The sequence below is a fragment of the Bosea sp. 29B genome, assembly GCF_902506165.1.
In the GTDB taxonomy this organism is placed as follows: Bacteria; Pseudomonadota; Alphaproteobacteria; order Rhizobiales; family Beijerinckiaceae; genus Allobosea.
In genome coordinates, this window is the sequence record NZ_LR733817.1 from 202,746 (window position 1) to 228,737 (window position 25,992).

Sequence of the window (25,992 nt, forward strand, 5' to 3'; positions counted from 1 at the left end):
CTGGTCAGTACTTGCGGACGACCGGGGCCGGCGCGTAGGCGACCGGGCGCTCGACCGGGCCACAGCAATCGGGCTCGCCGAAGTTCCAGCGCATGCCGATCTTGATGTCGTGGCTGTCGATGTCCTTGATCTTGAGCGGCCCCTGCACCTGCCCGCCATAGGCGTTGACGAGGCGGCCCGACTGGGCATCGCCGAGGTTGAGGTAGCGATAGCCGACTTCGAGGGTCAGGTTCTTGTTCACCTCGTAGCCGACGCCGGCCATCAGCGCCCAGGCGACGCCGCTCTTGGTGCCCGCATTGGCGGTGCCGAGCGTGCTGTAGCCGGGACCCCAGCCGCCAGGGTTCAACGTGCTCATGACGCCCTGGTCGGTGACGCCGTGGATACGGTTGCTCGCATAGCCGATACCAGCCCCGATATAGGGCGTCAGGCAGTTCCAGGTGCCGAGATCGACATAGGCGTTGAACAGGGCGACCATCGAGCTGATGCTGCCCTTGTATGTGTTGTGCAGGACGGTTCCGCCGCCCAGGTCGACCTGGTCGGTCGCGCCGAAGCTGCCGCCGCCGCGATACTCGAACGTGCCGTCGACGCGGAACCAGTTGTTGAAGCGATAGCCGATGCCGACACCGCCGAAGAAGGAGGTCGAGCGATCTTCCTTGGCAGGCCATGTCCCGTTCGCCTGGCGGACGTCTTCCTGCTCGTACTTGCCGAAATTGGTGACGCCGACACCGATATCGCCGCGCAGATAGATGCCCGACGAGATCGTGCCGCGCAGTTCGGGCGGCGGCGGAGGAGCGGGCTGCGCCATCGGAAAGTCTGCGGCACTGGCGATGGCGGATGCGCTCACGGCCATGGCGCCTGCAAGCGCAAGGGTCTTCAGGCTGCGCATGGCAGGCCCCTTCGAGTTTGCATGCAGCTGGACTCAAGTGCACGCGAGTTACCGATGGGGAAACCTTGCCATGGATTTCTTAAACGACACTTAACCTTAAAAACTAAGCCTATCGATCCGTAAACGGCAGCATTGGTCCTGAGAGGTCAGTGTCCGCGAAGGCCTTCATGGGGCCAAACCGGGCGACCTCTCCAGGACAGCGCTCCGTCATTCCGGCCGGAGTGCAACGGAGTGCCGAAATCCATCATAGCGCTCGGCGCCCTCCGATAAATTCAGCGCTGCGAGCCTTCGGCACTCGCCCGGGATGACGACGCAGGAGCCGCGGGATACGCTCAGGCGGCCGCCTTCGTCACGGCATCGACCACCTCGTCGACCGCTCGCAAGACGAGATCGCGGTCATCGCCCTCGGCCATGACGCGGATCACCGGCTCGGTACCGGAAGGACGGATCACCAGCCGCCCGCCTTCGCCGAGCAGCTGCTCGGCTGCCTTGATCGCGTTGACAACCGGCTTCTCCTCCAGCGGACGGCCCTGCTTGTAGCGGACGTTCTTGAGGATCTGCGGCAGCGGCTCGAAGCAATGGCAGACTTCGGAGACCGGTTTCTCCTGGCGCTTGACCACGGCGAGCAACTGCAGCGCCGCGACCAGCCCGTCGCCGGTCGTGCCGTAGTCGGAGAGGATGATGTGACCGGACTGCTCGCCACCGAGATTAAAGCCGTTGGCCCGCATGTGCTCGAGCACATAGCGATCGCCCACCGCGGTACGCGCCATCGACAGGCCGAGGCCCGCCAGATAGCGCTCCAGGCCGAGATTGGACATCACGGTAGAAACGATCCCGGGCGCCGAGAGCCGGCCGTCCTCCTGCCAGCTGCGTGCGATCACGCCCATCAGCTGGTCGCCATCGACGATCTGGCCTTGCTCGTCGACGATCAGCACCCGGTCCGCGTCGCCATCGAGCGCGATGCCGAGATCGGCACGCAGCTCGCGCACCTTCTGGCTGAGCGCCGCCGGCTTGGTCGAGCCAACATCCTTGTTGATGTTGAAACCATCGGGCTCGTCGCCGATGGTGATGACTTCGGCACCGAGCTCCCAGAGCGCCTCGGGCGCAACCTTGTAGGCAGCGCCATTGGCGCAATCGAGCACAATGCGCAAGCCGTCCAGGCCAAGATTGCGCGGCAAAGTGCGCTTGGCGAACTCGATATAGCGGGCATGGGCACTCTCGACACGCTTGGCCCGGCCGAGCATCGCCGAAGACGACAGCTGCTTGCCAAGATCGGAATCGATCAGTTGGGTGATCTCCGCCTCGACCTCGTCGTTGAGCTTGTAGCCATCCGGCCCGAACAGCTTGATGCCGTTGTCCTCGTAGGGATTGTGCGAGGCCGAGATCATCACGCCGAGATCCGCCCGCATCGAGCGGGTCAACATCGCCACCGCCGGCGTCGGCATCGGGCCCAGCAGCAGCACATCCATCCCGACGGACGTGAAGCCGGCGACCAGGGCGTTCTCGATCATGTAGCCCGAGAGCCGTGTATCCTTGCCGATCACCACGCGATGGCGGTGATCGCCGCGGCGGAAGGCAATGCCGGTGGCCTGCCCGACCCGCAGCGCCAGATCGGGCGTGATCACGCCATTGGCGCGTCCGCGAATGCCATCTGTGCCGAAGTATTTGCGTGTCATGAGGTCAATCCTCGGAGCCTTGTCCGGCTCGTTGCTTTTGCAGCTCATACAGGCTCTTTGCCTGCTCAGCTTCTCACAAATTGTGTCGGACCGTATCCGCTAGAGCATTTTCGAGCGAAGTGGGCACCGGTTCGCGTGAAGAAAATGCGATAAAATAAAGATGTGGAGCACTTCCGCGATTCGGAGAAACGCGGAAGTGCTCTAGGCGTCGGCTATCCCCAGCCCCCGTGGCTGGCTAAGACCAGCATGACAAAGGGCGGCCAGAAGGCCGCCCTTTGATCGTTCAAGGTCTGGTCGCGCCGTCAGGCCAGCGGCTGCGGCTCCAGCCCGGCATCCGGCTCGTCGCGCTTGCGGCCCTTGCCGGCGCTCGGCACGGCCGAGCCACGCGGCGCATGCGGCGTGTCGGCGTCGTCGCGCGAGGGGCGCTTGCCCGCGATCAGGTCGCGGATCTCGTCGCCGGTCAGCGTCTCGAACTCGAGCAGCGCCTCGGCCACCGCGACAAACTGCTCGTGGTGTTCGGTCAGGATCGCCGTGGCGTCGAGATAGCCCTGATGGACCAGCTTGCGCACCTCGGAATCGATCTTCTGCGCGGTTGCCTCCGACAGGCTCTGCGTCCGGCCCATAGACATGCCAAGGAAGACCTCTTCCTGATTGTCGCCATAGGCGACCATGCCGAGTTCCTTGGAATAGCCCATCTGGGTGACCATGGCCTTGGCCATCTTTGTCGCCTGCTGGATATCGCCCGTCGCGCCGGAGGTCACGTTCTCCATGCCGAAAGTCATCTCTTCCGCCACGCGTCCGCCCATGGCGACCGCGAGCTGCGAGGTGAACTCCTTGAACTTCATCGAGTAGCGATCGCCCTCGGGCAGGAACTTGACCATGCCGAGCGCACGGCCACGCGGGATGATCGTCGCCTTGTGGACAGGGATGCCGGCCGGGACATAGAGGCCGACGATGGCATGACCGGCCTCGTGATAGGCGGTCAGCTTCTTCTCCTCTTCGGACATCGCCATGGATTTGCGCTCGGCGCCCATCATGACCTTGTCCTTGGCGTCCTCGAACTCGGCATGGGTGACCATGCGCTTGCCACGGCGGGCAGCGAGCAGGGCGCCCTCGTTGACGAGGTTCATCAGGTCGGCGCCGGAGAAGCCGGGCGTGCCACGGGCCAGCACCTTGAGATCGACGTCCGGAGCGAGCGGGACCTTGCGCACATGGACGCGCAGAATCTTCTCGCGGCCGGCGACATCCGGGTTCGGCACGACGATCTGGCGATCGAAGCGGCCGGGACGCAGCAGCGCCGGGTCGAGCACGTCCGGACGGTTGGTCGCGGCGATGATGATCACGCCCTCGTTCGGCTCGAAGCCGTCCATCTCGACCAGGAGCTGGTTCAGCGTCTGCTCGCGCTCGTCATTGCCGCCGCCGAGGCCGGCGCCGCGATGGCGGCCGACCGCGTCGATCTCGTCGATGAAGATGATGCAGGGTGCGTTCTTCTTGGCCTGCTCGAACATGTCGCGCACGCGGCTGGCACCGACGCCGACGAACATCTCGACGAAGTCGGAGCCCGAGATGGTGAAGAACGGCACATTCGCCTCACCGGCGACGGCGCGCGCGGTCAAGGTCTTGCCGGTGCCGGGAGGGCCGACCAGCAGCACGCCGCGCGGAATCCGCCCGCCCAGGCGCTGGAACTTCTGCGGATCGCGCAGGAACTCGACGATCTCCTGCAGGTCTTCCTTGGCCTCGTCGATGCCGGCGACGTCCTCGAAGGTGACGCGGCCATGGGCCTCGGTGAGGAGCTTCGCCTTGGACTTGCCGAAGCCCATCGCCCGGCCGGCGCCGTTCTGCATCTGGCGGGACATGAAGATCCACAGGCCGATGAAGATCACGAAGGGCAGCGAATTGACCAGCAGCGCCATGAACCAGGGCGTGCCCTCGGACGGGGCGCGGGCCGAGACCTGCACGCCCTTCTGCGCCAGCGTCCGGACGAGCTGCGGGTCGTTGTACGGCGCATAGGCGACGAAGTTGCGGCCGTCCGTGAACGTGCCAGTGATCTCGGGTCCGGCCACCACGACATTGGCGATACGGCCGGCCTCGGACTCGTTGATCAGCTGGCTGAAGGGGATTTCATTGGTGCTGGCACGCTGGCTCGGGCTCTGGAACAAGGTGACCAGCGCCAGGACCAGCAGGAAGATCACCACCCAGAGGGCGAAATTGCGGAAGTTCGGATTCATTACGGTTCCGATCCGCTCGCCGGCGGGATTGCCGCGCGAGCCTGTGGTTTTCGCTGCTTAATCTAGGGCCGCCATGCCCCCTTGCCAAGGGAAGCCTGACCCTTCTTAGGGTTATACCGTCGCAGGGTGAACGCCCCGGCGCCTCTCGCCTTCGCGCATCAGCGTCAAAACGCCATCGCCGGCCAGCGACAGACGAAAGCCGCCAAGCGTGCGCCGCAGCGCCCTGCCCTCGCGCGCCGCGGCGATCAGCACCTTCGCGCAATCCTCGAGCCGCGCCAGACGCAGCGGCACACCGGCTTGCGCTTCGCCATCCTGCGCCGCGGCAAGTGCGAGCCCCAGGCTCCGGATAACGATCTCCTCGGGCTCCGGGCAGAGCCGCGCGAAATCGAACCAGCGCTTGCCGTTCTCATCCCCGGCCGGCACGCTCGCCAGGGCACGCGCCGCCAATCTGTCGAGCGCCTCGTCGGCCCGCGCCAGCCGATGCGCAAGCTGGCCGAGGCGCAGGGCGGTCAGTCCTTCACGGCCCAGGGTCGGCAATAGTCCGCGCCAGCGGATGCGGGCGAAACGCGGATCGTCATTGGACGGATCGCGGATGAAGGCGAGCCCTCGCGCCTCGCAGGTCGCGACCAGCCGGGATTTCGCGATCCCGAGCAGCGGCCTCGCCAGCACGATCCCGTTCACCGCGCTGCGCGGCGCCATCCCGGCCAGGCCGGCGAGACCGGAGCCCGCCGCCATGCGCATCAGCAGGGTCTCGGCCTGGTCGTCCGCCGTGTGCGCGGTGACGATCGCGGTGGCGCCCGGCACCCTCGCCTCCTCCGCCAGCAGCGCATAGCGCGCCGCGCGCGCCTTCTCCTGCACTCCGGCCTGCGGTTTCGGGCCCTGCCAGCGCCGCGTACGATGCTCGACGCCAAGCTTCGCACACAGCTCGCCGACCATCATCGCCTCCTGCGCCGCCTCTGGGCGCAGGGCGTGATCGATGGTGACCGCCAGGAGCCGCGGACGGCCTCGCCCGCTCCATTCGGCCAGGAGGGCTAGGAGAGCAATGGAATCCGGCCCGCCGGACACTGCAACGATGAGCGCGTCCTCGTTGGCGAGCAGGCGGAACAGGGCACCGGCTTCAGCCGCCGTCAGCGGCTCGGATTCGGCAGGAGCTGCGGGCGCCGCGGTCAAGCGCAGCGGGCGCGCTGCCGCTCGCGCTCGACACCCTGGCGCACCGCATTCGAGGCGGCGGGATAATCGACGCCGACCTTGGCGAAGGTGGCGCAGGCCTGGTCACGCGCACCGAGCCCGTTCAAGGACATGCCGAGCTTGAGCAGGCTGTCGGCGCCCTTACCGGCTTTCGGAAAATCGCGCGAGATCTTCAGGAACTGCTCGGCTGCCTCGCGATAGCGCCGACGCTGGTAATAGCTCTCGCCCAGCCAGAAGGTGGCGTCGGCCGCCAGACGATCGCGCGGATAGCTCTGCAGGAACTCGCGGAAGCTCATCTCGGCGCGCTCGTACTCCTTGCGCAGCACATGCGCATAGGCGAGGTCGTAGAGCTCGCGCGGGCTGGCCGCCTGTCCGGTCGCGGCGACGCTGGTGCCCTGCGCCGCCGCTGGCGGCAGCGCCCCTCCCGGAGCCGGGCGCCCGACGCTGGAGAGGTCCATCGGACCCTGCCCCTGGTCGCCGGCGAACTCCTCGTCAATGATCTGGCCAAGCTGGCGCGGCCCGCCAGCGGCTCCCGGCTGGGCGGCGGGATCGAAGGCATCGCCGCGGCGCTCGCGGCCGGGCGCCGGCTGGGGGGCTGCCGGACGGGGCGTCTGCGGCGCGGGCGCAGCTGCTGCGCCGCCACGCTGCCCGCCGCGCTCGGAGAAGCGGAAGTCGACATCTTCCTGCATCTTGCGCAGCTGTTCGGTCAGGCGCCGGTTCTCGAACTGGAGTTGTTCGATCTGGCCGGAGAGCTGGCGCAGCTGGTTCTCGAGCCGGCTCGTACGGACCACGAGATCGGCCGCATCCTGCGCGGCGGCAGGCTGCGTCAAGCCGATCGCCAGCAGCGAAAAACCTGCAAGCAGGGCATGCCGCAGCGAGAGCCGCTTCAGGCTCGGAATCGAAATCGTCGCAAAGATCATGTCAGGCAAACCGCATCGCCCCGGGGACTGTTCTTATCACACGCGAATACCGCGGCCAAAATATGGAAAAGCCGGCGCTTTCCTTGCGGTAAGCGCCGGCCACGTCAAGCGTTTATCAAGCTGTCCGGTTCAGACGCCGCCGGCGCCGTCGAGCACCGTCACGGCGCGCCGGTTCTGCGACCAGCAGGAGATGTCGTTGCAGACGGCGACCGGCCGCTCCTTGCCGTAGGAGATGGTGCGGATGCGGTTGCTCGGGATGCCGCGCGAGGCGAGATAGTCCCGGACCGTCTGGGCGCGGCGGGCGCCGAGCGAATAGTTGTACTCGCGGGTGCCGCGCTCGTCGGCATGACCTTCGATCGTGAAGGTGTAGCGCGGATAGCGCTGCAGCCAGCCCGACTGCTTGTCGAGGGTCGCGACCGCGGTCGGCGTCAGATCGGTCGAGTCGGTCTCGAAGAAGACGCGGTCGCCGACATTGACCACGAAGTCCTGGGCGCTGCCCGGGGTGGCGGCGCCGCCGGCACCGAAGCCGTCGGCGTTCTGGTCCTTGGCGCATGCGCCGAGGGCGAGCGCACCCATCAGGGCGGCGGCGATGCGCACGGTGCGGGCGCTGGCGGCAAAGGAGGCGAGCATGTCAATTCTCTCCGAATTTCGGACGCGGAGCGCGCCGGGCGGCGTCACGCGGTCCACCATCAATGAAGTGTCAACCTAAACGAGACCTTGCCAGAACAAGGCGAAGTGGCGGCATTGCGGCTTATGGTTAACCAAATATGGCCGGAACCCGACGGTTCGATGATGTTGCATTCCTGCATCAGCGCGGCACGCGCTAGCGCGCCGCCGTCAGCAGTGGCGACCAGGTCGGATCGGAGGCAAAGGACGGCGTCGGCACCGGCACCTCGACCCTGCCGGTGATGTCGACCATGTAGAGCTTGCCGCCGGACTGCCCACCGGGATCCCGGAAGAACATGATGTACTGGCCGTTCGGAGCCCAGTTCGGCGCCTCGTTGTGGAAGCTCTCGGTCAGGATGCGCTCGCCCGAGCCGTCGGGCTTCATCACGCCGATCCCGAAGGTGCCGCCACCCTGGCGGGTGAAGGCGATGAGGTCGCCGCGCGGCGACCAGGACGGCTGCGAATAAGAGCCCTGGCCGAAGGAGATGCGCTTGCCCTCGCCGCCGCCGGCGCCCATCACATAAAGCTGCTGCGAGCCGCCCCGGTCGCTCTCGAAGACGATCTGCGATCCATCGGGCGCATAGGACGGCGAGGTGTCGATCGCTGCCGTCGAGGTCAGCCGCTGCGTGGTGCGCGAGCCGATGTCGATCGCATAGAGATTGGCATTGCCACCTTGTTGCAGGCTGAGCGCGATGCGCGCGCCGTTCGGCGAGAAGCGCGGGCTCGTGGTCATGTCGGGGAAGTTGCCGACGACCTGACGCTGGCCGGTCTCGATGTTGAGGACATGGACGCGCGGCTGCTCGCCGGTGCGCTGTGCCATGTAAGTCACCTCCTGGGCCACCGGCGAGTAGCGCGGCGTCACCACCGAAGTCGCGCCATCGGTCAGGTAGCGCACATTGGCGCCGTCCTGGTCCATGATGGCCAGGCGCTTGCGCCGGGCCTCCTTCGAGCCGGATTCGTCGACGAAGACGACGCGGGTGTCGAAGAAGCCGCCGACGCCGGTGATCTTGGTGAAGATCGCATCGGAGATGATGTGGCCGACCCGGCGGGAATTGTTCGGGTCGGTGAAATATTGCTGGCCGTCGATCTGCTGGCCGGCGACCACGTCCCAGAGCCGGAACTCGGCCTTGAGCCGGCCGCCGTCGCGCGAGACCCGGCCGATCACCAGCGCCTGTACGCCGGCCGCCTTCCACGCCTCGAATTGCGGCGCCGCGTCGAAGGGCGGGTTCTTCTCGGGATGCCGCGCCTTCTCGATCGGCACGAAATAACCGCAGCGCTTCAGGTTGTTGGCGATGATGCCGGAGACCAGCCCGCCGCCTTCGCCGGCGAAATCGGCAACCGCGATCGGCATCGGCTGGAAGGTGCCCTTGCGCAGGTCGATCACCAGCTCGGCAAGCGCGGGCGTGGGGAGCAAAGCCGGCAAGGCCAGTCCCGCGCCGGCCAGCGCGAGCGCATGGCGGCGGGTCGGCCCGGGAGCCCGGCGATTGGTGGAATGATCAATGCGGTCCATGGCGGTCACAGCACGTCCCTGGCGTCGAAATTCACGATGACGTCGCGCCAATCGTCGTAATATGCGGCAAATTGCGCGGGAATGCGCAGCGGCGAGCAGCGGCGCGTCGCCGTCAGCGCCGAATCCGCCGCGACCCGGAAGAGCGGGTCCGACGAGGAATTGGTCACGCTCGCCTGGCCGATCAGCGAGCCGTCGGTGTTGAGCTTCATGCGCACCTGCGGCACCACCGGCTTCGAGGCGCTCTGCAGCGCGATCGGCACGTTCCAGCACTTCTGCAGCTGTTCCTGGATAATGCCCATCAGCTGGGTTCGCAGCGACGGCGAAAGCTTCTGCGCGGAGCCGGTCTGGGTGCCAAGCGAGGCGGTACGGTTGATCTGCGGCGCACTCGATCCCGAGGACTGCGCCTGCTCCTTCGATTGCAAGAGCTTCGCGATGTCGTTCGGGTTGAAATTCTTGGCGATCTCGGCCTCGCGCTTCGCCTTGGCTTCCGCCTCGCGCTTCGCCTTGGCCTCGGCGGCGATCTTGGCCTTGGCTTCAGCCTCCGCCTTTGCCTTGGCTTCCGCCAATGCCTTCTCCTTGGCGGCCAAGGCCGCCAAGGCACGCGCCTGCGCCTCCGCTTCGGCCTTCGCCTTGGCGGCGGCCTTGGCCTCCTGCTCGGCCTGCTTGGCCTTGCGCTCGAGTTCCGCCTCCTCGGCGAGCTTTGCCAATTCCTCGCGGCGCTGCTCGGCTTCCTGGGCGGCCGCCTGCTCGGATTTCTGCGGCGGCTGCTTCACCGGCTCGGCCGGCGGCGTCGGCTTCGGGGTCGGACGAGCAGGCGGCAGCGGCGCAGCGGCATTGTCGTCGGCGACCTTGAGCTCGGGCGGCCGCGAGGGCGGCGCAGGCGTATCCTGCTTGGCCTCGCCCGCTTCCTTGCGCTCGACGATCTCGGACTGACGCTCAGCCCGCTGCTGCGGCTTCTCCTGCACCTTCTCGGCCTGGCGCTCGCCCCGGGTGACCTGGTTCAGCGCCGACGGATCGATCACCTCGACGGCGATCGCCTCCTGATGCTCGGGCAGCGGCGTCGCACCGGCAAAGGCCAGCAACCCCGCGACCAGGACGGTCGCGTGGCCCAGGGCGGAAACCGCCAAGCCCGGCTCTGAGCGCGAAAGCATCAACGCGACGGCACCTTCTCGTTCAATGCGAATTCGGCTCGGTGACCAGCGCCACGCGCTTGAAGCCGGCGCTGGTGATCGTCGCCATCACCGAGGCGACGCGGCCATAGTCGACCTGCTTGTGGCCGCGCACATAGATCCGGTCCTCGAAACCCTGCTTGGCGAGGCCTTGCAGCTTCTGCACCAGATCGGGCTCGAGCGTCGGCTGGTCCTGCAGGAAGATCTGGCCCTTCTCGTCGATGGCGATGGTGATCGGCTTCTGATCGACATTGATCGGCTTGGCGCCGGTCTGCGGCAGGTCGATCGGCACGCCGGTCGCGATCAGCGGCGCAGCGACCATGAAGATGATCAGCAGCACCAGCATGACGTCGATGAACGGCGTCATGTTGATCTCGGCGATGGCTCCGTGACGGCGCGGACGACGCCCACGGCGTCCCCCGGCCTTCCCGCCGGCTGCGGCTGACATGCCCATTGTCTAAGCCCTCACGCCGCCAGACGTTCGTCGATCTGCCGCGACAGGATCGCGGAGAATTCGTCGGCGAAGGCCTCGAGCCGGTTCTGCGCCTTGGCGACCTCGGCCTGCAACTTGTTATAGGCCATCAGCGCGGGAATCGCGGCGAACAGGCCGATCGCGGTGGCGAACAGCGCTTCAGCAATGCCGGGGGCGACGACGGCGAGGGAGGAGTTCTTCGAGACCGCGATCGCGGTGAACGAGGTCATGATGCCCCAGACCGTGCCGAACAGGCCGATGAAGGGCGCCGAGGAGGCGATGGTCGAGAGCACGAGCAGCTTCGACTCGAGCCGCTCGGCCTCGCGCTGGATGGTGACGTCGAGCACCTTGTCGATGCGGGCCGACAGGCTCGCGACCGAGCGCCCGCCATTCTCGAACGAGCGCTTCCATTCGCGCATCGCCGCGACGAAGACGGCGGCCATGTCGTTGACCGGGCGGTTGGAGAGGTCGCGATAGAGCTCTTCGAGCGAGCGCCCCGACCAGAACACCTCCTCGAACGCGTCCATGTCCTGGCGCGTGCGGCGGTAGAGCAAGGTTTTGTCGATGATGATCGACCAGCACCAGATCGACGCGGCCAGCAGACCCATCATCACCAGCTTGACGACGATATGGGCGTGCCAGAACAGCGTCCAGAACGACATGTCGATCTGCGGCGCGGCCTGCGCGATCTCCACGGCGGGGTTCATCCTGTCATCCTTCTCTCTCGAGCCCGTACCGAACAGGCCGTCACGGCCTGATCAAATGCGGCTCTGGCCGACGCGAAACCGAGTGCGGCCCCGCGCAGCCTGTTCTTCGCGCCGCGAAGCTCGCGCCGCCGCCCGTTTCTGCGCTCCGGGGATATGCCACTGACACCAATTACCGCTGAATTCGGCGAAAGATGGGCCAAACGGCGATGTTCCCGTGCGCCAAAGGCCTTGTGTCCCGTTAAGTCACCGTCAAGGTTAAGGGCCTGCATGGTTAACATCGCGTTATGACGGCCTTGCGGCCGTCGGCGGGCGACGCAGCGGCGACCGGGGGTTGGGGGCGATGCGGTTTGGCGAATGGCTGGCGGGCCAGGCCCGGACCTATGTCTGGAATCGCACGACGCTCAGCGCGGTCCTGATCGCCTCGCCGGCGATCCTGTCCTCGATCGCGACCTTCGCCATATCGAACTCGCTCGACCGGCGCAGCGCCCGCTTCACCGAAGAGCGCGATGCCGTCACCCGCGACCTCGGCGCGCTGGACGGCCAGGTGAAGAGCTTCGAGACCTTGCAGCTCGGGCGCGGCGCCCTGCTCCTGGTGCTGAACGGCTCGCAGGCCGACATGCAGTACAAATATCTGCTCGACCGGCTGTTCCGGCTAAATGCCAAGCAGGCGGTGCGCCGCATGGCGGCGATCGTCCATCCGCAGGACTGGCAGAGCCGGATGGCGCCCTATGACGCCCTCGTCGATCAGGACTACAGCGACGCCGGGACGGTCCAGAGCATCCAGGCGATGGAGAACGCGATGGTACTGGAGGCGAGCGAGCGACTGACCGCGCTCCAGCTGCGTCACAACGTCATTGTGGGACGTGTCGCCAAGATCGAAAGCCTGAAAGCCCAGATCACTGCGATCCTGGCTTCGCTGACGTCCGCTCTCACCATCGTGATCTTCTTCGTGACCACCAACAAGAAGACGCCGGCGTCGCCGCGCGCCTCGGCTGCCGTGGAAAAACGGCAACGGCCCGCCTCCGTGAGGAAGCGGGCCGCCGACGGTCGATAGCTCCTAAAAAGGGGCGATCAGGCGCTTTCGACAGTATCCGTGCCAGTGCTGGGGCGGCGCGTATTCATGAACTCGTCGAACTCGGCCTTGTCCTTGGCCATGCGCAGCCGGCCGAGGAAATCGTGGAACTCGCGCTGCTCGTCCTCGAGACGACGCAGCGTCTCATCGCGGTACTCGTCGAAGGCGCGGTTGCCGCTCGACGACGGGCCACGGCCCCAGCCGCCACCGAAGCCGCTACGGCCCCACTGCTGGGCCCCGCCCATGCGCTCGCGCAGGCGCTCCATCTTGTCCTGCAGGCGATTCATCCGGTGCTCGTAGCGAGCTGGTCCGCAACCATGTCCCATGCGTCCACTCCAGAAAAGAAAGGCCAGGGTCGCCAGACCCAGCGGCCAGAAGATGATGAAGCCGAGCACCGCGAAGGCGATCCAGGCTCCCTTTCCATATTCGTCAAGCTTCGCGACGATCGGCATCGATCCCTCTCGAACTCGAAGGGCAGCGGCGGATGCCGCTGCCGGCCAACCTCCCGATCGACTCCGTCTTGGAGAGAGGGACGGATTCGCCGATCAGCCTGATCGGATCCGGCCCTCGCCGACCGTGTGAATGTAAATCACATTCACATATCTGGCCGCAACTGCCAAGGCTTTCAAGACGGCGACGTCAAAAATTTCGAAGTGAGATCAGGTCTGCTGATCGGGTGGCAGGCCCAGGCCCTTGAGATAGATCAGCATTCCCGCTTCGAGCAGGTCGGACGCCGACATTGGCAACGGCCGCCGGCCGGCATCGGCGCGACCGAACAGCGCCGCGACGCCATGCGACATCGCCCAGATGTGCAGCGCCATCATCAGCGCCGGCGGGCGCTTGCCCTGCGGCAGCGCCGCGATCAGCGTCTCCGCCGCCTGACGCAATTGCTGGAAGGAGCGATCGGCGGCGGCGCGCAGTTCGGGACTGGCATCGAGCGGCACCCCAGCCTCGAACATCGCCGAATAGAAGGCCGGCTGGTCATGGGCGAAGGCGAGATAGGCCCGGCCGAGACGGTGGAAGGCCGTCTCCGGATCGGGCCGGCCATTGTCCCAGGCCTTGGCGAGCGCAGCCTCGAAGGCGGCAAAGCCGTGGACCGCGACATCGGCCAGCAGTTCGTCGCGGTCGCGATAGTGGCGATAAGGCGCCGCCGGGCTGACGCCGGCCATGCGAGCGGCCTCGGCGAAGGTAAAGCCGTTGGGGCCCTTCTCGCCGATCAGGCCGAGGGCGGCGCGGACCAGCGCCTCCTTGAGATTGCCGTGGTGGTATCCCCGCGGCTGCTCGGGCTCGTTGCGTTTCCAGCTCATGTTACGGGCCCTAACATGGCGACCCACCAGCGTCGATGCCAGCGCGCACGAGCGATCAGAGGATTTCGAGACCCAGGCGATGCCTTAGGACGTCGGGGATGCGCCGCGCCTTGCCGCCGCCGACGCAGGCGACCTTGACCTGCGCCGTCACCAGCACCTCCTCGCCGCGCAGGATGCGCTGGTCGAGTTCCATCGTCGCGCCGCGTGCCAAAGTCGGCTTGGTCTCGATGGTCAGGAGATCGTCCATCACCGCCGGCCTGACGAAATCGATCAGCATGCGCCTGACTGCGAAGCCGAGCGCCGCGTCGCCGTCGAAGAGCTCGCGCTGCTCAATTCCGAGGTCGCGGATCAGCTCGGTGCGACCGCGCTCCATGAAGCGCAGATAGGAGGCGTGGTAGACGACGCCGGAGAAATCGGTGTCCTCGTAATAGACTCGGACTGAGATCGCATGAGCGTCGGCCATGGTCATCCTTCTGCAAGTTGGCGCGGGCGTTCTAGACTGCCGCGCGCCAGCCGGACAACCTCGCGGGAGCCTCGCGCCACTCAGCGCTTGCAGGGCTTGCCCATGAACGAGCCGCAATCATAGGGCTGCGACAGATCGCGGCGGACCGAGTTCTTGCCAGTACCGATATCGTCGATGCGCCAGCCTCCGCCCTCCTCGACCATGCGGAACGGCACGGACATGGCCTTGCCGAAGCTGCGGAAGCTCGCGGTCACCAAGGCCTTGCCGCCGGCCGGTGCCTGCGTGACCGTGACCTTGAGGCTCTTCACCTCGCCGTCCTGCCCCTGGATGAACGGATCGGCACCGATATGGCCGATATCACCGCTCTCGTCCTGATAGCGATCGTCACGGGCGAACAGCGCCGCCAGGCTCTTGCTCATCAGCGCGTCGCGATGCGGCGGCCGCCAGGGCGGCTCACCGCCACCATCCAGTGTCTTCTGCGTGACCGCATAGGCCTTGCGCACGGTGGCATCGGGCGTGGGCTCGGCGGCAAAGCCTGCTGCGACATGCAACAACCCGAGGGAGATGATCATCGTGCGGAGCGGCAAGTGCCTGTGCATCTCTAAATATCCATCAGAGTCGCGTAATCCTGTCCGCCATAGAAGACACGCACGATCCTGATCCGCGTCATCTGAATACGGTAGGCGATCACGGCCCGTCGATAGGGAAATATCCGGATTCCCGAAACGAGGTCGTCCCGCTCCACGCCCAATTCGGGAAACTCGCAGAGCAGCTCGCAACGCTTTTCGATATCGGCCACCCACTGCCGGGCCGCACGAGGATTGTCGAGCGCAATATAGAGCAGGATCGCTTCGAGATCAGAGAGAGCAGATGCCGAATAGACCAGCTCAAGCCGCATCGGGGGCGGTTTTGGCGATCGAGGCCGCAATACGGTCCAACCTGGCCGAGACCTCGGCTGCGCCGATATCGCTCGGGTCGGTATCGCCCTGAGCGATCTTCTCCCGGATCAGGCGCAGGCTCTCCTGCCGCTTTTGCTCAGCCTCCAGCCATGGCCGCATGGCATCGCGGAGCACCTCCTCCGCAGTTGCGAACCCGCCGGCATCCGCCCGCGCCTGCACGAGGGCGTCGATATCTTTCGGCAGCCTCAGGGTCATGAAACGTCCTCTCGCTGCCTGCATGTTAGCAGCCGGATGCGACGGACCAAAGCTTAGTCCTCGTCCCCGTCCCCGAACAGGCCGAACTGCGCGCCCTCCCGGTTCGGCTCGGGCATGCCGAGATGCCGGAAGGCATGCGGTGTCAGCAGCCGCCCACGCGGCGTACGCTGGATGAAGCCCTGCTGCAGCAGGAAGGGCTCGATGATCTCCTCGATCGCATCGCGCGGCTCGGAGAGCGAAGCGGCGATGGTCTCGATCCCGACCGGGCCGCCGCCGAAATTGATCGCCACCGTCGTCAGGTAGCGCCGGTCCATCTGGTCGAGGCCGATGGCGTCGACATCGAGCAGGCCGAGCGCCTTGTCGGCGACCTTGCGGGTGACGATCGCATCCCCGTCGACGATGGCGAAGTCGCGCACGCGCCGCAACAGCCGGCCAGCGATGCGTGGCGTACCGCGCGCACGACGGGCGATCTCGTTCGCCCCGTCATCGGACATCGGTACGCCAAGCACCCGCGCGCCGCGCGCGACGATGCCCTGCAATTCCTCGACCGTGTAGAACTGCAACCGGATCGGGATGCCGAAGCGATCGCGCAGCGGCGTCGTCAGCAGGCCGGCGCGGGTGGTGGCGCCGACCAGCGTGAACTTCGGCAGGTCGATCTTGACCGAGCGCGCCGCCGGCCCCTCGCCGATGATCAGGTCGAGCTGGTAGTCCTCCATCGCCGGATAGAGGATTTCCTCCACCGCCGGGTTGAGGCGGTGGATCTCGTCGATGAAGAGCACGTCGCGCTCTTCGAGATTGGTCAGCTGCGCCGCAAGGTCGCCGGCCTTGGCGATCACCGGCCCCGAGGTCGAGCGGAAGCTGACGCCGAGCTCGCGCGCCACGATCTGCGCCAGCGTGGTCTTGCCCAGCCCCGGAGGCCCGACGAACAGCACATGGTCGAGCGCGTCGCCGCGCGTGCGGGCGGCGTTGATGAAGACCTGGAGATTGGCGCGAGCCGCCGCCTGCCCGGTGAAATCGGCGAGCGACAGCGGCCGCAGCGACGCCTCGCTGTCGTCGTCGCGCTTGTCCGCCGTCATCAGGCCGGGACGCTTCGGCTCGCTCACAACTCGATCTCCAGCTCCAGCGCGTCATGCACCGGAATGTCCTGGTAGCCGGTCTTGATGATCGTCGGAACCATCGCGCGATAGGCGTCGATCGCTTCGATATAGAGGCCCGAGAAGCGGAAGCCATGCTTCTGGTAGAAGATCAGGGCCGGCATATTGTCATTGGTCAGCATCGCTCTGAGCTTGCGCGCGCCGGCCGCCTTGGCCGCTGCCTTCACTGCTTCCAGCATGCGCGAGGCCGCACCCTCCCCTTCCTTGAGGGAGTGCAGGGCGCACAGCACCGCGATATCGCCGTCACGGGCCCAGCTCGCCACCGCCAGCAATTCGCCCTCGGCCGTGAACATGCCGATCAGGGGCAGCTCGGCGCAATCATAGAGCTTCGAGCCGATCATCATGCGATGCGAGCCCCAGTGCCGCATCATCAGCGCGAGGAAGGTCGACTTGTCGGCGATCTCGCGGAAGATCACCGTCGGTCCCTTGCTCATTTCGCCAGCTCCTTCAGGCCGAGCCGGATCAGTTGCGCCGTGCCGGCGCCCTCCCCTGCCTCACGCGAGGCGGCCGCGACCGCCGCAACAGCCTGCGCCTGAGGATAGCCGAGATTGGTGAGCGCCGAGACGGCGTCCGCCACCGGCTGCGGCAGCCGCTTGTCCTCGAGCGCGCCGGAGAGCTGCGCCAGCGCCGGGTCGACATGGCCGAAAGCGGGCGCCTTGTCCTTGAGCTCGGCGCAGATGCGCTGGGCGAGCTTGGGGCCGACGCCGGGCGCGCGCGCCACCGCAGTCTTGTCGTTGGTTGCGATCGCGGTCGCGAGCGCGCCGGGCTCGAGCGTCGAGAGGATGGCGAGCGCCACCTTGGCGCCGACGCCCTGCACCATCTGCATCAGCCGGAACCAGTCGCGCTCATTATCCGACATGAAGCCGTAGAGCCGGATCGCGTCCTCGCGGACATGCGTCTCGATCGACAGCGCCGCCGCCTCGCCGATCTTGGGCAGGCGCTGCAGCGTGCGCGACGAGCATTGCACGACATAGCCGACGCCCTGCACGTCGACGATGACATGGTCCTCGCCATACGAATCGATGAGGCCCTTGAGCTTTCCGATCATGCCTCCTGTTAGCACGGCGGCAGCCGGCCGCCAGACCGGATCAATCAGGGTGGCCGCGCGTTCTCCACCGCGACATGGAGGGCTCTGGAACGTGCTGACGAAACAACGAGACCTGCGGACCGGTCGCTCGGTCTGGCAGGGCGAGCGACCACCGCGCTTCCCCAAGCAAGACATCACGGCGGACACGGAGAGCGACGTCGTGATCATCGGCGCCGGCATCTCCGGCGCGATGCAGGCCGACATGCTGAGCGAAGCGGGCTTCAGCGTCCTCGTCGTCGACCGCCGCGGCCCCGTGCGCGGCTCGACGCCTGCGAGCACCGCCCTGCTGCAATTCGAGGTCGACCAGCCCCTGATAAAATTGACGCGCCAGATCGGCGAGGAAGCGGCCATCCGCGCCTGGCGCCGCTCACGCCTCGCCGTCGATGGGCTCGGAGCGCGGATCAGGGCGCTGTCGATCGCGCCCGTCATCCGTCGCGACTCGCTCTACCTGGCCGGCGACGTGCTGGATGCCGAAGGGCTCGGTCGCGAGCATGAGGCGCGCCGCCGCGCCGGGTTGGAAACGGCCCTGCTCGATGCCGCCGCGCTGAAGGAGGACTTCGGCATCGATCGCGATGCGGCCTTGCTGGGCTACGACAATCTGGAAGCCGATCCGGTCGTGCTCGCCACCGGGTTCCTTCGCGCCGCGGTCGCCCGCGGTGCCCGCATCGCCTGGCCTGTCGAGATCGTCGATCTCGACGCCAGCCCGCGCTCGGTCAGCTTGCGCACCAAGGACGGCCACCGCATCCGCTGCCGCCACCTGATCTTCTGCACTGGCTACGAACTGCCGTTCGGCGAGATGCCGAAAGGGCACGGCGTGCTCTCGACCTGGGCGCTCGCCACCGCGCCGCAGAAAGGCAGCCTCTGGCCGCGATGCTGCTTCATCTGGGAGGCCTCCGACCCCTATCTCTATCTTCGTACGACCCGGGACGGCCGCATCATCTGCGGCGGCGAGGACGAGGATTTCGTCGACGAGGATAAGCGCGATGCACTGCTCGGACAGAAGGTCGCGGCCCTGCAGCGCAAGCTCGGCAAGCTCCTGCCTGAGGTATCGACCGAGGCGGATTACAGCTGGACCGGCACATTCGGCGCCTCGACCACCGGGCTGCCGACCATCGGTCCGATGCCTGGCCTCAAGAACTGCTGGACGGTGATGGGCTTCGGCGGCAACGGCATCACCTATAGCCGCGTCGGCGCCGAGATCGTCCGCGCCGGTCTCACCGGCAAGGGCGACCCCGACGCCGAGCTCTACGCCTTCCGCAGCTGATATTGTGCCAGCAGCGCCCGGGCGCCGCGGTGCTGGGCATGGCAGATCGCGACGGCAAGAGCGTCCGCCGCGTCGGCGCTGCGCGTCTCTGCCCTGGGCAGCAGCACGCGGATCATCGCCTGCACCTGCTTCTTGTCGGCATGGCCGACGCCCACCACGGTCTTCTTCACCAGATTGGCGGCGTATTCGGCGACGTCGAGCCCGGCCAGCGCCGGCACGACCAGCGCGATGCCGCGTGCCTGTCCGAGCTTCAGCGCCGATTGCGGGTCGCGGTTGACGAAGGTCTCCTCGACTGCGACCTCCTGCGGCTGATGCCGCGCGATCACGTCGGCGATGCCCTCGTGCAATTGCCTGAGACGATCGGCCAAGGGCTGCTTCTCGTCGCTTTCGACCACACCGCAGGCGACGAAGGACAGCTTCGTCCCCTCGCTGATGATGAGGCCCCAGCCGGTCTTCCTGAGACCGGGATCGAGGCCGAGAATGCGAATCGGATCGGACATGCGCGAACGCTATGCCCGATCGCACCCCGGCGCATCCAGTCGATTGATGCAGGACCGGGCTGAAGCCCGGCCCCCCTTTTCGCGGTACGGATCGAAATTGGCGCTTAGGCGCCCTTCAGCCGGGTATTGCACTGGCTGTAATAGCCGCCACCCTTCTGGATCCATTTCAGCTCGCCATTGCCGCCATTGGCCTTGTTGGCGTCGTACTGGTCGTTGCAGGTCTTGAAGCGCTGCTTGCCAGCCGAGAGCGTCGAGTACTTCGGATCGACCTTGTTCGGGAACACAACATTGCCGGCTGCGACAGACTTGGCGGCAGCGGCAGGAGCGCTGGCCGCGGGCTTGGCCGCAGCCGCGGGGGCCACGGCGACCGGCTTGGCCGGGGCGGCCGTTGCCGGAGCCGCCGTCGCGGCGGGGGTCGCCGCAGCGGGGGCAGCGGCATCGCCGCATTGCGCCTTGCGGAAATCGTTCCAGGACTGGCCGCCGAGCGTGTTGCCCGTCTTGGCGGCATTATACTTGGTGCTGCACTCCTTCATCGTCAGCGCGAGCGCCGGCGACGATGTCTGCAACATGAAACCGCCGCTGAGCGCGAGAAGGCCGGCGGCAAGCGCGAATCTGGTGCGTGTCATGAGCGTCATCCCCTATGGGGCCGGGTGGGCGCTGCGTCGGCCTGGCGGGACATTCCGGGAGGTCACGCGGCGAGAGGACGCTAGGACCGCCAAGATGAACGCGAGATGATGGGCCCCATTAAAGTTTCGTAAGGTATTGCCACCGCCGCGCCGGCCATCCACCCTCGCACAAGAGCCCGTCCAACCGGGAAGCAGAGCGAAAGACGGAGACGCAGTCGAGGCATCGATGAACGGGAATCATCACTGTCATCACTGCAACGGGGGTTGATCGCTTCGCTGCTTGCGTGAAGGAAAGAAAATCCTTCTCCGGCGGCGTGATGACCGATCTCCTTCCCCTGCTCTTTCCCGGTGTCACGCTCCAGGGCATCGCCATCCTCCTCGTCGCGACCTTTCTCGGCGGGCTGGTGCGTGGCTTCACCGGCTTCGGCTTCGCCATGGTGTTCATGCCGCTCGCCTCGCTCGTGCTCGGTCCGGTCGCGGCGCTCGGACTGATCTGGGTGATCGACATGCCCTTTGCCCTGCCCATCGGGTTCAGGGCGGCAAAGCGCGCGGAGTGGGGCGAGGTCATCCCGCTGCTGATCGCCGCGACACTGACCCTGCCGGTCGGCATCGCGCTGCTGACCTGGCTTGATCGGGAAACGATGCGCTGGATCCTGGCGCTGCTCGTGCTGACGGCGGTCGGCCTGATGGCCTCGGGCTGGCGCTATCACGGCAAGCCGGGCATCCCGCTCTCGCTCGGGGTCGGCGCGGCGTCGGGCCTGTGCAATGGCCTCGCCAGCATCGGCGGCATGCCGCTCGCAGTGTTCTGGCTCGGCGCCCAGCGCAACGACCGGCACAAGACCCGCGCCAACCTCCAGACCTATATCGGCCTCAGCACCTTTGTCAGCGGCGCGATCCTGGCGCTGAAGGGCATCATCACGCTCGCCTCGGCGCTGATGGCGCTACCGCTCTTTGCGATCTACGGCATCGGCCTCTGGCTCGGCACACATGCCTTCGGCATCGCCTCCGAGCAGACCTTCCGCCGTATCGCCTATCTGACGATCTTCCTGAGCGCGCTCGTCAGCCTGCCGATCTGGGACGGGCTGATCGGGCGGTAGCAAGGCCGTCATGCTCGGGCTGAGCATGACGGCAGAACGGCCTCAGCCGCCGAGCTTGGCCATGATGTCGTCGGCGATCTCGAAATTGGCGAAGACATTCTGGACGTCGTCGTCATTGTCGAGCGCTTCCATCAGCTTCATCATCGACGCCGCCTTCTCTTCGTCGAGCGGCGCCGTCGTGGTCGGCCGCCAGACCGGCTTGGCCGAAGCCGGCGCTCCGAGCGAAGCTTCGAGAGCCTTGGAGACCTCGTTCAGAGCGTCGAAGGCACACAGGATGGTGTGGCCGTTCTCATCGGAGATCACATCGTCGGCGCCGGCCTCGATCGCGGCTTCCATCACCTTGTCGGCGTCGCCGGCCTCCGGCGCATAGCTGATCTCACCGACGCGGTTGAACATGAAGGAGACCGAATTGCTCTCGCCCATCGCTCCGCCGGACTTGGTGAAGTAGGAGCGCACCGCCGAGGCCGTGCGGTTGCGGTTGTCGGTCAGCGCTTCGACGATCACGGCGGTGCCGCCGGGTCCATAGCCCTCGTAGCGGACCTCGTCATAGTTGTCGCCCTCGCCACCGAGCGCCTTCTTGATGGCGCGCTCGATATTGTCCTTCGGCATGTTCTCGGCCCGCGCCGCCAGCACGGCCATGCGCAGACGCGGATTCATGTTCGGGTCGGGCATGCCCAATTTGGCGGCGACGGTGATTTCACGGGCCAGCTTCGAGAACAGCTTGGAGCGCACAGCGTCCTGCTTGCCCTTGCGGTGCATGATGTTCTTGAACTGTGAATGGCCGGCCATACGCCCTGATCTCCGCTGTAATGCGCCGGCCGGCTTATACTCAGCCGGCTCGGCGCGAGGCAAGCGCAGCCGCAGGCTTTCCAGCCTATCCGCTCTTGGCCCCATGCTTAAGCGTTTGTTGGCGAACTGTCCGCAATGTCCCTGTCGGACCTCAAGCGGAATCGAACACAGCGCGCATGACCAACGCCATCGTCGAGCATACGGCGCGCCTGCGGACCTTCCGGATCGACGCCACCGATATCGGCCAGCTGCGGCAGCAGGCGGACTTCGCGCGCCAGCGCCTGCCCACCCTGTTGCCGGAACTGCACCCGCATTTCGAAGCGTGGCCCGAGATCCTGAGCGCCATGCAGCGGCCGGACGTGCATGAGCTCAGGCTCGCGCACTGGATCAGGCTGGTCTCGGGCGAGTTCGAGGACGGCTACCTGCAATCGGCACGCGCCCTCGCCAGCGCCTTCAACGACAATGGCGTCCCCGCCCATGCCGTCGCGATCTGCCATGCGATCGTCGGCAACGCGATCGGTGCCGAGCTCGGCCTGCTGCGCGACGGCCTCGCCAAGCTCAGCCATGTCTGGCAGGCCAAGGAATACAACCGGCGCATCGCCCTGCGCGCCGCCCTGAACAAGGCTGTGCAGCTCGACCTCGAACTGCTGCTCGAGACCTATGCCCATGTCCAGCGCGAGAGCCGCGAGATTACCCGGCGCGAGATCTCGGCCTTCGAGGTCACGATCCGGGAGGTCGTCGGCGCCGTGACGGGCAGCGCCCGCATCGTCGAGGACATGGCCCATACGATGAACGGGCTCGTCAGGGAGACCGGCGTGCAGGCCGTCGCCGCCGCCCGGGCTTCGGATGAGGCCTCCGACAATGTCGGCAGCGTCGCCAGCGCCACCGAGGAGCTCTCCATCTCCCTCAGCGCGATTTCCGGGGAGGTCGCCAGCGCCACGACCAAGGCTCACCATGCCAGCAACGCGGCGCTGCGAACGGAAGCGATCGTCAAGGGCCTGGCGCAGTCGGCGCAGACGATCGGCTCGATCGTCGACCTGATCCGCGACATCGCCGCCCAGACCAATCTGCTGGCACTCAATGCGACCATCGAGGCGGCCCGCGCCGGCGAGGCCGGGCGCGGCTTTGCGGTCGTCGCCCAGGAGGTGAAGCAGCTCTCCGCGCGCACCGCCAGGGCGACCGACGAGATCGCGGCCCAGGTGCCGGCCATGCAGGCCGCGACGCAGGAAGCCGTCGAGGCGATCGAGAGCATCGTCGGCTTCGTCGGCGACATGGACCAGACGACACTGACGATCGCGAGCTCCGTCGACGAGCAGCGGGCGGCGACCCAGGAGATCGCGCGCAGCATCAGCTTCGCCTCGCAGGGCACGCAGGAGGTCGCGCAAGCCATCGCCAGCGTCAACGACTCTGCCCAGGCCGCCGGAGCCGGCGTCGGCGAAATGCTCGGCCTCGCCCAGACGCTGGCCCAGCGGGCCGGGACCCTGACCGAAGCCTTCGAGAATCTGAGCAGGCAGAACCGCGTCGCCTGAACGGAACGCGCCGCACCGGCCTGTCCGGCGCCTTCTGAAACGAGAAACGCCCGGCCTGAGCCGGGCGTCCTTGTTCTGTGAAAGCCGGAGTATCGGCCTACAGGATCGTCACGCCGCCTTCTTGGCGCCGAAGGTCGGGTCGAGCTCGCCCTTGGCATAGCGCTTGGCCATGTCGGCCAGCGTGATCACACGCTTGATCTTCGAGGCCTGGCCGGCGGTGTTGAACTCCTCCAACCGCTTCTTGCAGAGCGCGGTCATCGCCTCCATCGCCGGCTTCAGATACTTGCGCGGATCGAACTCGCCGGGGTGCTCGGACAGGATCTTGCGGATTTGGCCGGTCATCGCCATCCGGTTGTCGGTGTCAATATTGATCTTGCGCACGCCGTGCTTGATGCCGCGCTGGATCTCCTCGACCGGCACGCCCCAGGTCTGGGGCATCTTGCCGCCGTACTGGTTGATCACGTCCTGCAGGTCCTGCGGCACCGAGGAGGAGCCGTGCATGACGAGATGCATGTTCGGCAGCTTCTTGTGGATCTCCTCGATGACATGCATGGCGAGGATCGCGCCGTCGGGCTTGCGCGTGAACTTGTAGGCGCCGTGCGAAGTGCCCATGGCGATGGCGAGCGCGTCGACCTTGGTCTCGGCGACGAACTTCACGGCTTCGTCGGGGTTGGTCAGGAGCTGGTCATGGCTGAGCTTGCCCTCGAAGCCGTGGCCGTCCTCCTTCTCGCCCTCGCCGCTCTCGAGCGAGCCGAGCACGCCGAGCTCGCCTTCGACCGAAATGCCGCCGAGATGCGACATCTCGGTGACCTGCCTGGTCACGCCGACATTGTAGTCCCAGTCTCCCGGGGTCTTGCCGTCGACCTTGAGCGAGCCGTCCATCATCACCGAGGTGAAGCCGGCCTGGATCGCGGTCATGCAGGTCGCCGGCTCGTTGCCGTGGTCGAGATGCACGCAGACCGGGATGTGCGGGTAGATTTCGGTGACCGCGTCCATCATGTGCTTGAGCATGATGTCGTTGGCGTAGGAGCGCGCCCCGCGCGAGGCCTGGATGATCACCGGCGCGTCCGTCGCGTCCGCCGCGGCCATGATCGCGAGCGCCTGCTCCATGTTGTTGATGTTGAAGGCCGGAACGCCGTAGTCGTTCTCGGCGGCATGGTCGAGCAATTGGCGAAGCGTGATGCGGGCCACGATGATCCTCCGGTTGGGCTCTGCTTTATCCGGAGGGTTTAGAATCGAACTGTGGCGGACGCAAAGCGAAACCGGCCAAAAAAGTGAACGCGATCAGCGGCCGGGTGCTTTCAGCACCCCGACACGCTCCTCTCGCTCAGCTCTTCCGCAACGCCTCGACGCCCGGCAGCGCCTTGCCTTCCATCCATTCGAGGAAGGCGCCGCCGGCGGTCGAGACATAAGTGAGGTCCTCGGCGACCTCGGCATGGTTCATCGCTGCAACCGTGTCGCCGCCACCGGCGACCGCGACGAGCCTGCCGTCGCGGACGCGCTCCGCCACCGCTTTGGCCACGGCGACCGTCGCCGTGTCGAAGGGCGGCAGCTCGAAGGCGCCGAACGGCCCGTTCCAGACCACGGTCTTCACGGTGTTGAGCTTGAGCACGACCTCGGCGACGCTGAGCGGGCCGGCATCGAGGATCATCTCGTCGGGCCCGACTTCGCCAATCGAGACGACGCGATGGCCGGGATTGGCCTTGAATTCGCGCGCCACCAACGCATCGACCGGCAGAATGATCTCGCAGCCGGCCGCCTTGGCCTTCGCCTCGATCTCGCGGGCGGTACCGGCGAGATCGTGCTCGCAGAGCGACTTGCCGACATTGACGCCGCGGGCGGCGAGGAAGGTGTTGGCCATGCCGCCGCCGATGACGAGCACATCGACCTTCTGCACGAGGTTCCCCAGCAATTCGAGCTTGGTCGAGACCTTGGCGCCGCCGACGATCGCCATCACCGGCCGGGCCGGGTTGTCGAGACCGGCGGAAAGCGCCTCCAGCTCGGCCTGCATGGTGCGCCCGGCATAGGCCGGCAGCAGATGCGCCAGCCCTTCGGTCGAGGCATGGGCGCGGTGCGCGGCCGAAAAGGCGTCGTTGACATAGAGATCGCCATTGGCGGCGAGCGCCTTGACGAACTCAGGGTCGTTCTTTTCGTCGCCGGCGTGGAAGCGGGTGTTCTCCAGCAGCAGGATCTCGCCGTTCTTGGCGGCGGCGATCGCCTTCGGCGCCTCCTGGCCGATGCAGTCGCCGACGAAGATCACCGGCTGGCCGAGCGCATGCGCCAGCGCCGGCACGACCTGCCGCAGGCTGTTCTTCTCGTCGCGCCCCTTCGGCCGGCCGAAATGCGCCAGCAGAATGACCTTGCCGCCCTTCTGCGCGATCTCGCGGATCGTCGGCAGGATCCGGTCGATCCGGGTGGTGTCGGTGACCCTGCCCTCCTCCGTCGGCACATTGAGGTCGACACGGACGAGGACGCGCTTGCCGGCGAGATCGGCGTCGTCGAGGGTGCGGAAAGCAGGCATGGAGGGC

General features: G+C 66.6%; 28 protein-coding genes. 4 read left to right on the forward strand and 24 right to left on the reverse strand.

Annotated features, from left to right (window positions below; translation table 11 throughout):
- Window positions 1–4: 4 nt before the first annotated feature.
- The 10 genes from GV161_RS01075 to tolQ form a co-directional block, all read right to left on the reverse strand.
- On the reverse strand, window positions 5–844 hold the full coding sequence (locus tag GV161_RS01075) for an outer membrane beta-barrel protein (protein ID WP_159650091.1): 840 nt from the start codon (window positions 842–844) through the stop codon (window positions 5–7).
- Between the two features lie 374 nt (window positions 845–1,218).
- Window positions 1,219–2,562 (reverse strand): phosphoglucosamine mutase, encoded by a 1,344-nt coding sequence (gene glmM, locus GV161_RS01080; protein ID WP_152012247.1) that lies wholly within the window; start codon window positions 2,560–2,562, stop codon window positions 1,219–1,221.
- 302 nt (window positions 2,563–2,864) lie between these two features.
- A complete protein-coding gene (gene ftsH, locus GV161_RS01085; protein WP_152012246.1) occupies window positions 2,865–4,790 on the reverse strand; it encodes an ATP-dependent zinc metalloprotease FtsH in 1,926 nt (641 codons plus the stop codon).
- A gap of 111 nt (window positions 4,791–4,901) precedes the next feature.
- The gene (tilS, locus tag GV161_RS01090) at window positions 4,902–5,960 is read right to left on the reverse strand and encodes a tRNA lysidine(34) synthetase TilS (RefSeq protein ID WP_152012245.1); all 1,059 of its coding nucleotides are present in this window, start codon (window positions 5,958–5,960) and stop codon (window positions 4,902–4,904) included.
- Window positions 5,957–6,898: a tol-pal system protein YbgF gene (gene ybgF, locus GV161_RS01095; RefSeq protein ID WP_152012488.1), complete on the reverse strand. Its 942-nt coding sequence runs from the start codon at window positions 6,896–6,898 to the stop codon at window positions 5,957–5,959. The genes tilS and ybgF overlap by 4 nt, the downstream gene beginning before the upstream one ends.
- A gap of 129 nt (window positions 6,899–7,027) precedes the next feature.
- Window positions 7,028–7,528, reverse strand: a complete 501-nt coding sequence (gene pal / locus GV161_RS01100; protein ID WP_152012244.1) for a peptidoglycan-associated lipoprotein Pal — start codon at window positions 7,526–7,528, stop codon at window positions 7,028–7,030.
- A 193-nt stretch (window positions 7,529–7,721) separates the two neighbouring features.
- Window positions 7,722–9,074 carry a Tol-Pal system beta propeller repeat protein TolB gene (gene tolB / locus GV161_RS01105; protein WP_152012243.1) on the reverse strand — a complete coding sequence of 451 codons (1,353 nt, stop codon included), beginning with the start codon at window positions 9,072–9,074 and terminating at the stop codon, window positions 7,722–7,724.
- A gap of 5 nt (window positions 9,075–9,079) precedes the next feature.
- Window positions 9,080–10,201 (reverse strand): cell envelope integrity protein TolA, encoded by a 1,122-nt coding sequence (gene tolA / locus GV161_RS01110; RefSeq protein ID WP_159650092.1) that lies wholly within the window; start codon window positions 10,199–10,201, stop codon window positions 9,080–9,082.
- A gap of 46 nt (window positions 10,202–10,247) precedes the next feature.
- Window positions 10,248–10,697, reverse strand: a complete 450-nt coding sequence (gene tolR, locus GV161_RS01115) for a protein TolR (protein ID WP_152012241.1) — start codon at window positions 10,695–10,697, stop codon at window positions 10,248–10,250.
- Window positions 10,698–10,708: 11 nt separating this feature from the next.
- Complete coding sequence (tolQ, locus tag GV161_RS01120; protein WP_152012240.1) at window positions 10,709–11,422, reverse strand: protein TolQ; 714 nt, start codon at window positions 11,420–11,422, stop codon at window positions 10,709–10,711.
- 340 nt (window positions 11,423–11,762) lie between these two features.
- On the opposite strand from tolQ, the gene GV161_RS01125 reads away from it, so the two are divergent.
- Entirely contained in the window at window positions 11,763–12,476 is a 714-nt protein-coding gene (locus GV161_RS01125) for a hypothetical protein (protein WP_152012239.1), read from the forward strand.
- Window positions 12,477–12,493: 17 nt separating this feature from the next.
- Here the strand turns inward: GV161_RS01125 and GV161_RS01130 are convergent, their stop codons facing one another.
- The 9 genes from GV161_RS01130 to ruvA all read right to left on the reverse strand — a co-directional run bounded on the left by GV161_RS01130 (window position 12,494) and on the right by ruvA (window position 17,620).
- Complete coding sequence (locus GV161_RS01130) at window positions 12,494–12,946, reverse strand: DUF2852 domain-containing protein (protein ID WP_152012238.1); 453 nt, start codon at window positions 12,944–12,946, stop codon at window positions 12,494–12,496.
- A 207-nt stretch (window positions 12,947–13,153) separates the two neighbouring features.
- Complete coding sequence (locus GV161_RS01135; RefSeq protein WP_152012237.1) at window positions 13,154–13,801, reverse strand: TetR/AcrR family transcriptional regulator; 648 nt, start codon at window positions 13,799–13,801, stop codon at window positions 13,154–13,156.
- Window positions 13,802–13,856: 55 nt separating this feature from the next.
- Window positions 13,857–14,264 carry a tol-pal system-associated acyl-CoA thioesterase gene (gene ybgC / locus GV161_RS01140; RefSeq protein WP_152012236.1) on the reverse strand — a complete coding sequence of 136 codons (408 nt, stop codon included), beginning with the start codon at window positions 14,262–14,264 and terminating at the stop codon, window positions 13,857–13,859.
- A gap of 80 nt (window positions 14,265–14,344) precedes the next feature.
- Complete coding sequence (locus GV161_RS01145; RefSeq protein WP_152012235.1) at window positions 14,345–14,863, reverse strand: DUF3828 domain-containing protein; 519 nt, start codon at window positions 14,861–14,863, stop codon at window positions 14,345–14,347.
- Between the two features lie 2 nt (window positions 14,864–14,865).
- Complete coding sequence (locus tag GV161_RS01150) at window positions 14,866–15,162, reverse strand: type II toxin-antitoxin system RelE/ParE family toxin (protein ID WP_152012234.1); 297 nt, start codon at window positions 15,160–15,162, stop codon at window positions 14,866–14,868.
- Window positions 15,152–15,418, reverse strand: coding sequence for a hypothetical protein (locus GV161_RS01155; protein ID WP_152012233.1), 267 nt, complete (start codon window positions 15,416–15,418; stop codon window positions 15,152–15,154). The genes GV161_RS01150 and GV161_RS01155 overlap by 11 nt, the downstream gene beginning before the upstream one ends.
- Window positions 15,419–15,471: 53 nt before the next feature.
- The gene (gene ruvB / locus GV161_RS01160) at window positions 15,472–16,494 is read right to left on the reverse strand and encodes a Holliday junction branch migration DNA helicase RuvB (protein ID WP_152012487.1); all 1,023 of its coding nucleotides are present in this window, start codon (window positions 16,492–16,494) and stop codon (window positions 15,472–15,474) included.
- 23 nt (window positions 16,495–16,517) lie between these two features.
- A complete protein-coding gene (locus GV161_RS01165) occupies window positions 16,518–17,006 on the reverse strand; it encodes a GNAT family N-acetyltransferase (RefSeq protein ID WP_152012232.1) in 489 nt (162 codons plus the stop codon).
- A complete protein-coding gene (gene ruvA, locus GV161_RS01170; RefSeq protein ID WP_152012231.1) occupies window positions 17,003–17,620 on the reverse strand; it encodes a Holliday junction branch migration protein RuvA in 618 nt (205 codons plus the stop codon). Before ruvA ends, GV161_RS01165 begins: the two co-directional genes overlap by 4 nt.
- A 91-nt stretch (window positions 17,621–17,711) precedes the next feature.
- Between ruvA and GV161_RS01175 the strand changes: the two genes are divergently transcribed.
- Window positions 17,712–18,923: an FAD-binding oxidoreductase gene (locus GV161_RS01175; protein ID WP_244623890.1), complete on the forward strand. Its 1,212-nt coding sequence runs from the start codon at window positions 17,712–17,714 to the stop codon at window positions 18,921–18,923.
- On the opposite strand, the gene ruvC is transcribed toward GV161_RS01175, so the two are convergent.
- Window positions 18,905–19,423 carry a crossover junction endodeoxyribonuclease RuvC gene (gene ruvC, locus GV161_RS01180; protein ID WP_152012229.1) on the reverse strand — a complete coding sequence of 173 codons (519 nt, stop codon included), beginning with the start codon at window positions 19,421–19,423 and terminating at the stop codon, window positions 18,905–18,907. The two genes, GV161_RS01175 and ruvC, sit on opposite strands and share 19 nt — an antisense overlap.
- A 104-nt stretch (window positions 19,424–19,527) precedes the next feature.
- Window positions 19,528–20,058, reverse strand: coding sequence for a hypothetical protein (locus GV161_RS01185; RefSeq protein WP_244623889.1), 531 nt, complete (start codon window positions 20,056–20,058; stop codon window positions 19,528–19,530).
- Between the two features lie 308 nt (window positions 20,059–20,366).
- Between GV161_RS01185 and GV161_RS01190 the strand changes: the two genes are divergently transcribed.
- Window positions 20,367–21,146, forward strand: coding sequence for a sulfite exporter TauE/SafE family protein (locus tag GV161_RS01190; RefSeq protein WP_152012226.1), 780 nt, complete (start codon window positions 20,367–20,369; stop codon window positions 21,144–21,146).
- A 42-nt stretch (window positions 21,147–21,188) separates the two neighbouring features.
- On the opposite strand, the gene GV161_RS01195 is transcribed toward GV161_RS01190, so the two are convergent.
- Window positions 21,189–21,935, reverse strand: coding sequence for a YebC/PmpR family DNA-binding transcriptional regulator (locus GV161_RS01195; RefSeq protein WP_152012225.1), 747 nt, complete (start codon window positions 21,933–21,935; stop codon window positions 21,189–21,191).
- A gap of 176 nt (window positions 21,936–22,111) precedes the next feature.
- Here GV161_RS01195 and GV161_RS01200 point away from each other — a divergent pair, with 176 nt between their 5' ends.
- Window positions 22,112–23,464: a globin-coupled sensor protein gene (locus GV161_RS01200; RefSeq protein ID WP_159650094.1), complete on the forward strand. Its 1,353-nt coding sequence runs from the start codon at window positions 22,112–22,114 to the stop codon at window positions 23,462–23,464.
- A gap of 108 nt (window positions 23,465–23,572) precedes the next feature.
- Here the strand turns inward: GV161_RS01200 and fba are convergent, their stop codons facing one another.
- Window positions 23,573–24,655: a class II fructose-bisphosphate aldolase gene (gene fba / locus GV161_RS01205; protein WP_152012223.1), complete on the reverse strand. Its 1,083-nt coding sequence runs from the start codon at window positions 24,653–24,655 to the stop codon at window positions 23,573–23,575.
- 136 nt (window positions 24,656–24,791) lie between these two features.
- The gene (locus tag GV161_RS01210) at window positions 24,792–25,985 is read right to left on the reverse strand and encodes a phosphoglycerate kinase (protein WP_152012222.1); all 1,194 of its coding nucleotides are present in this window, start codon (window positions 25,983–25,985) and stop codon (window positions 24,792–24,794) included.
- Window positions 25,986–25,992 lie beyond the last annotated feature (7 nt).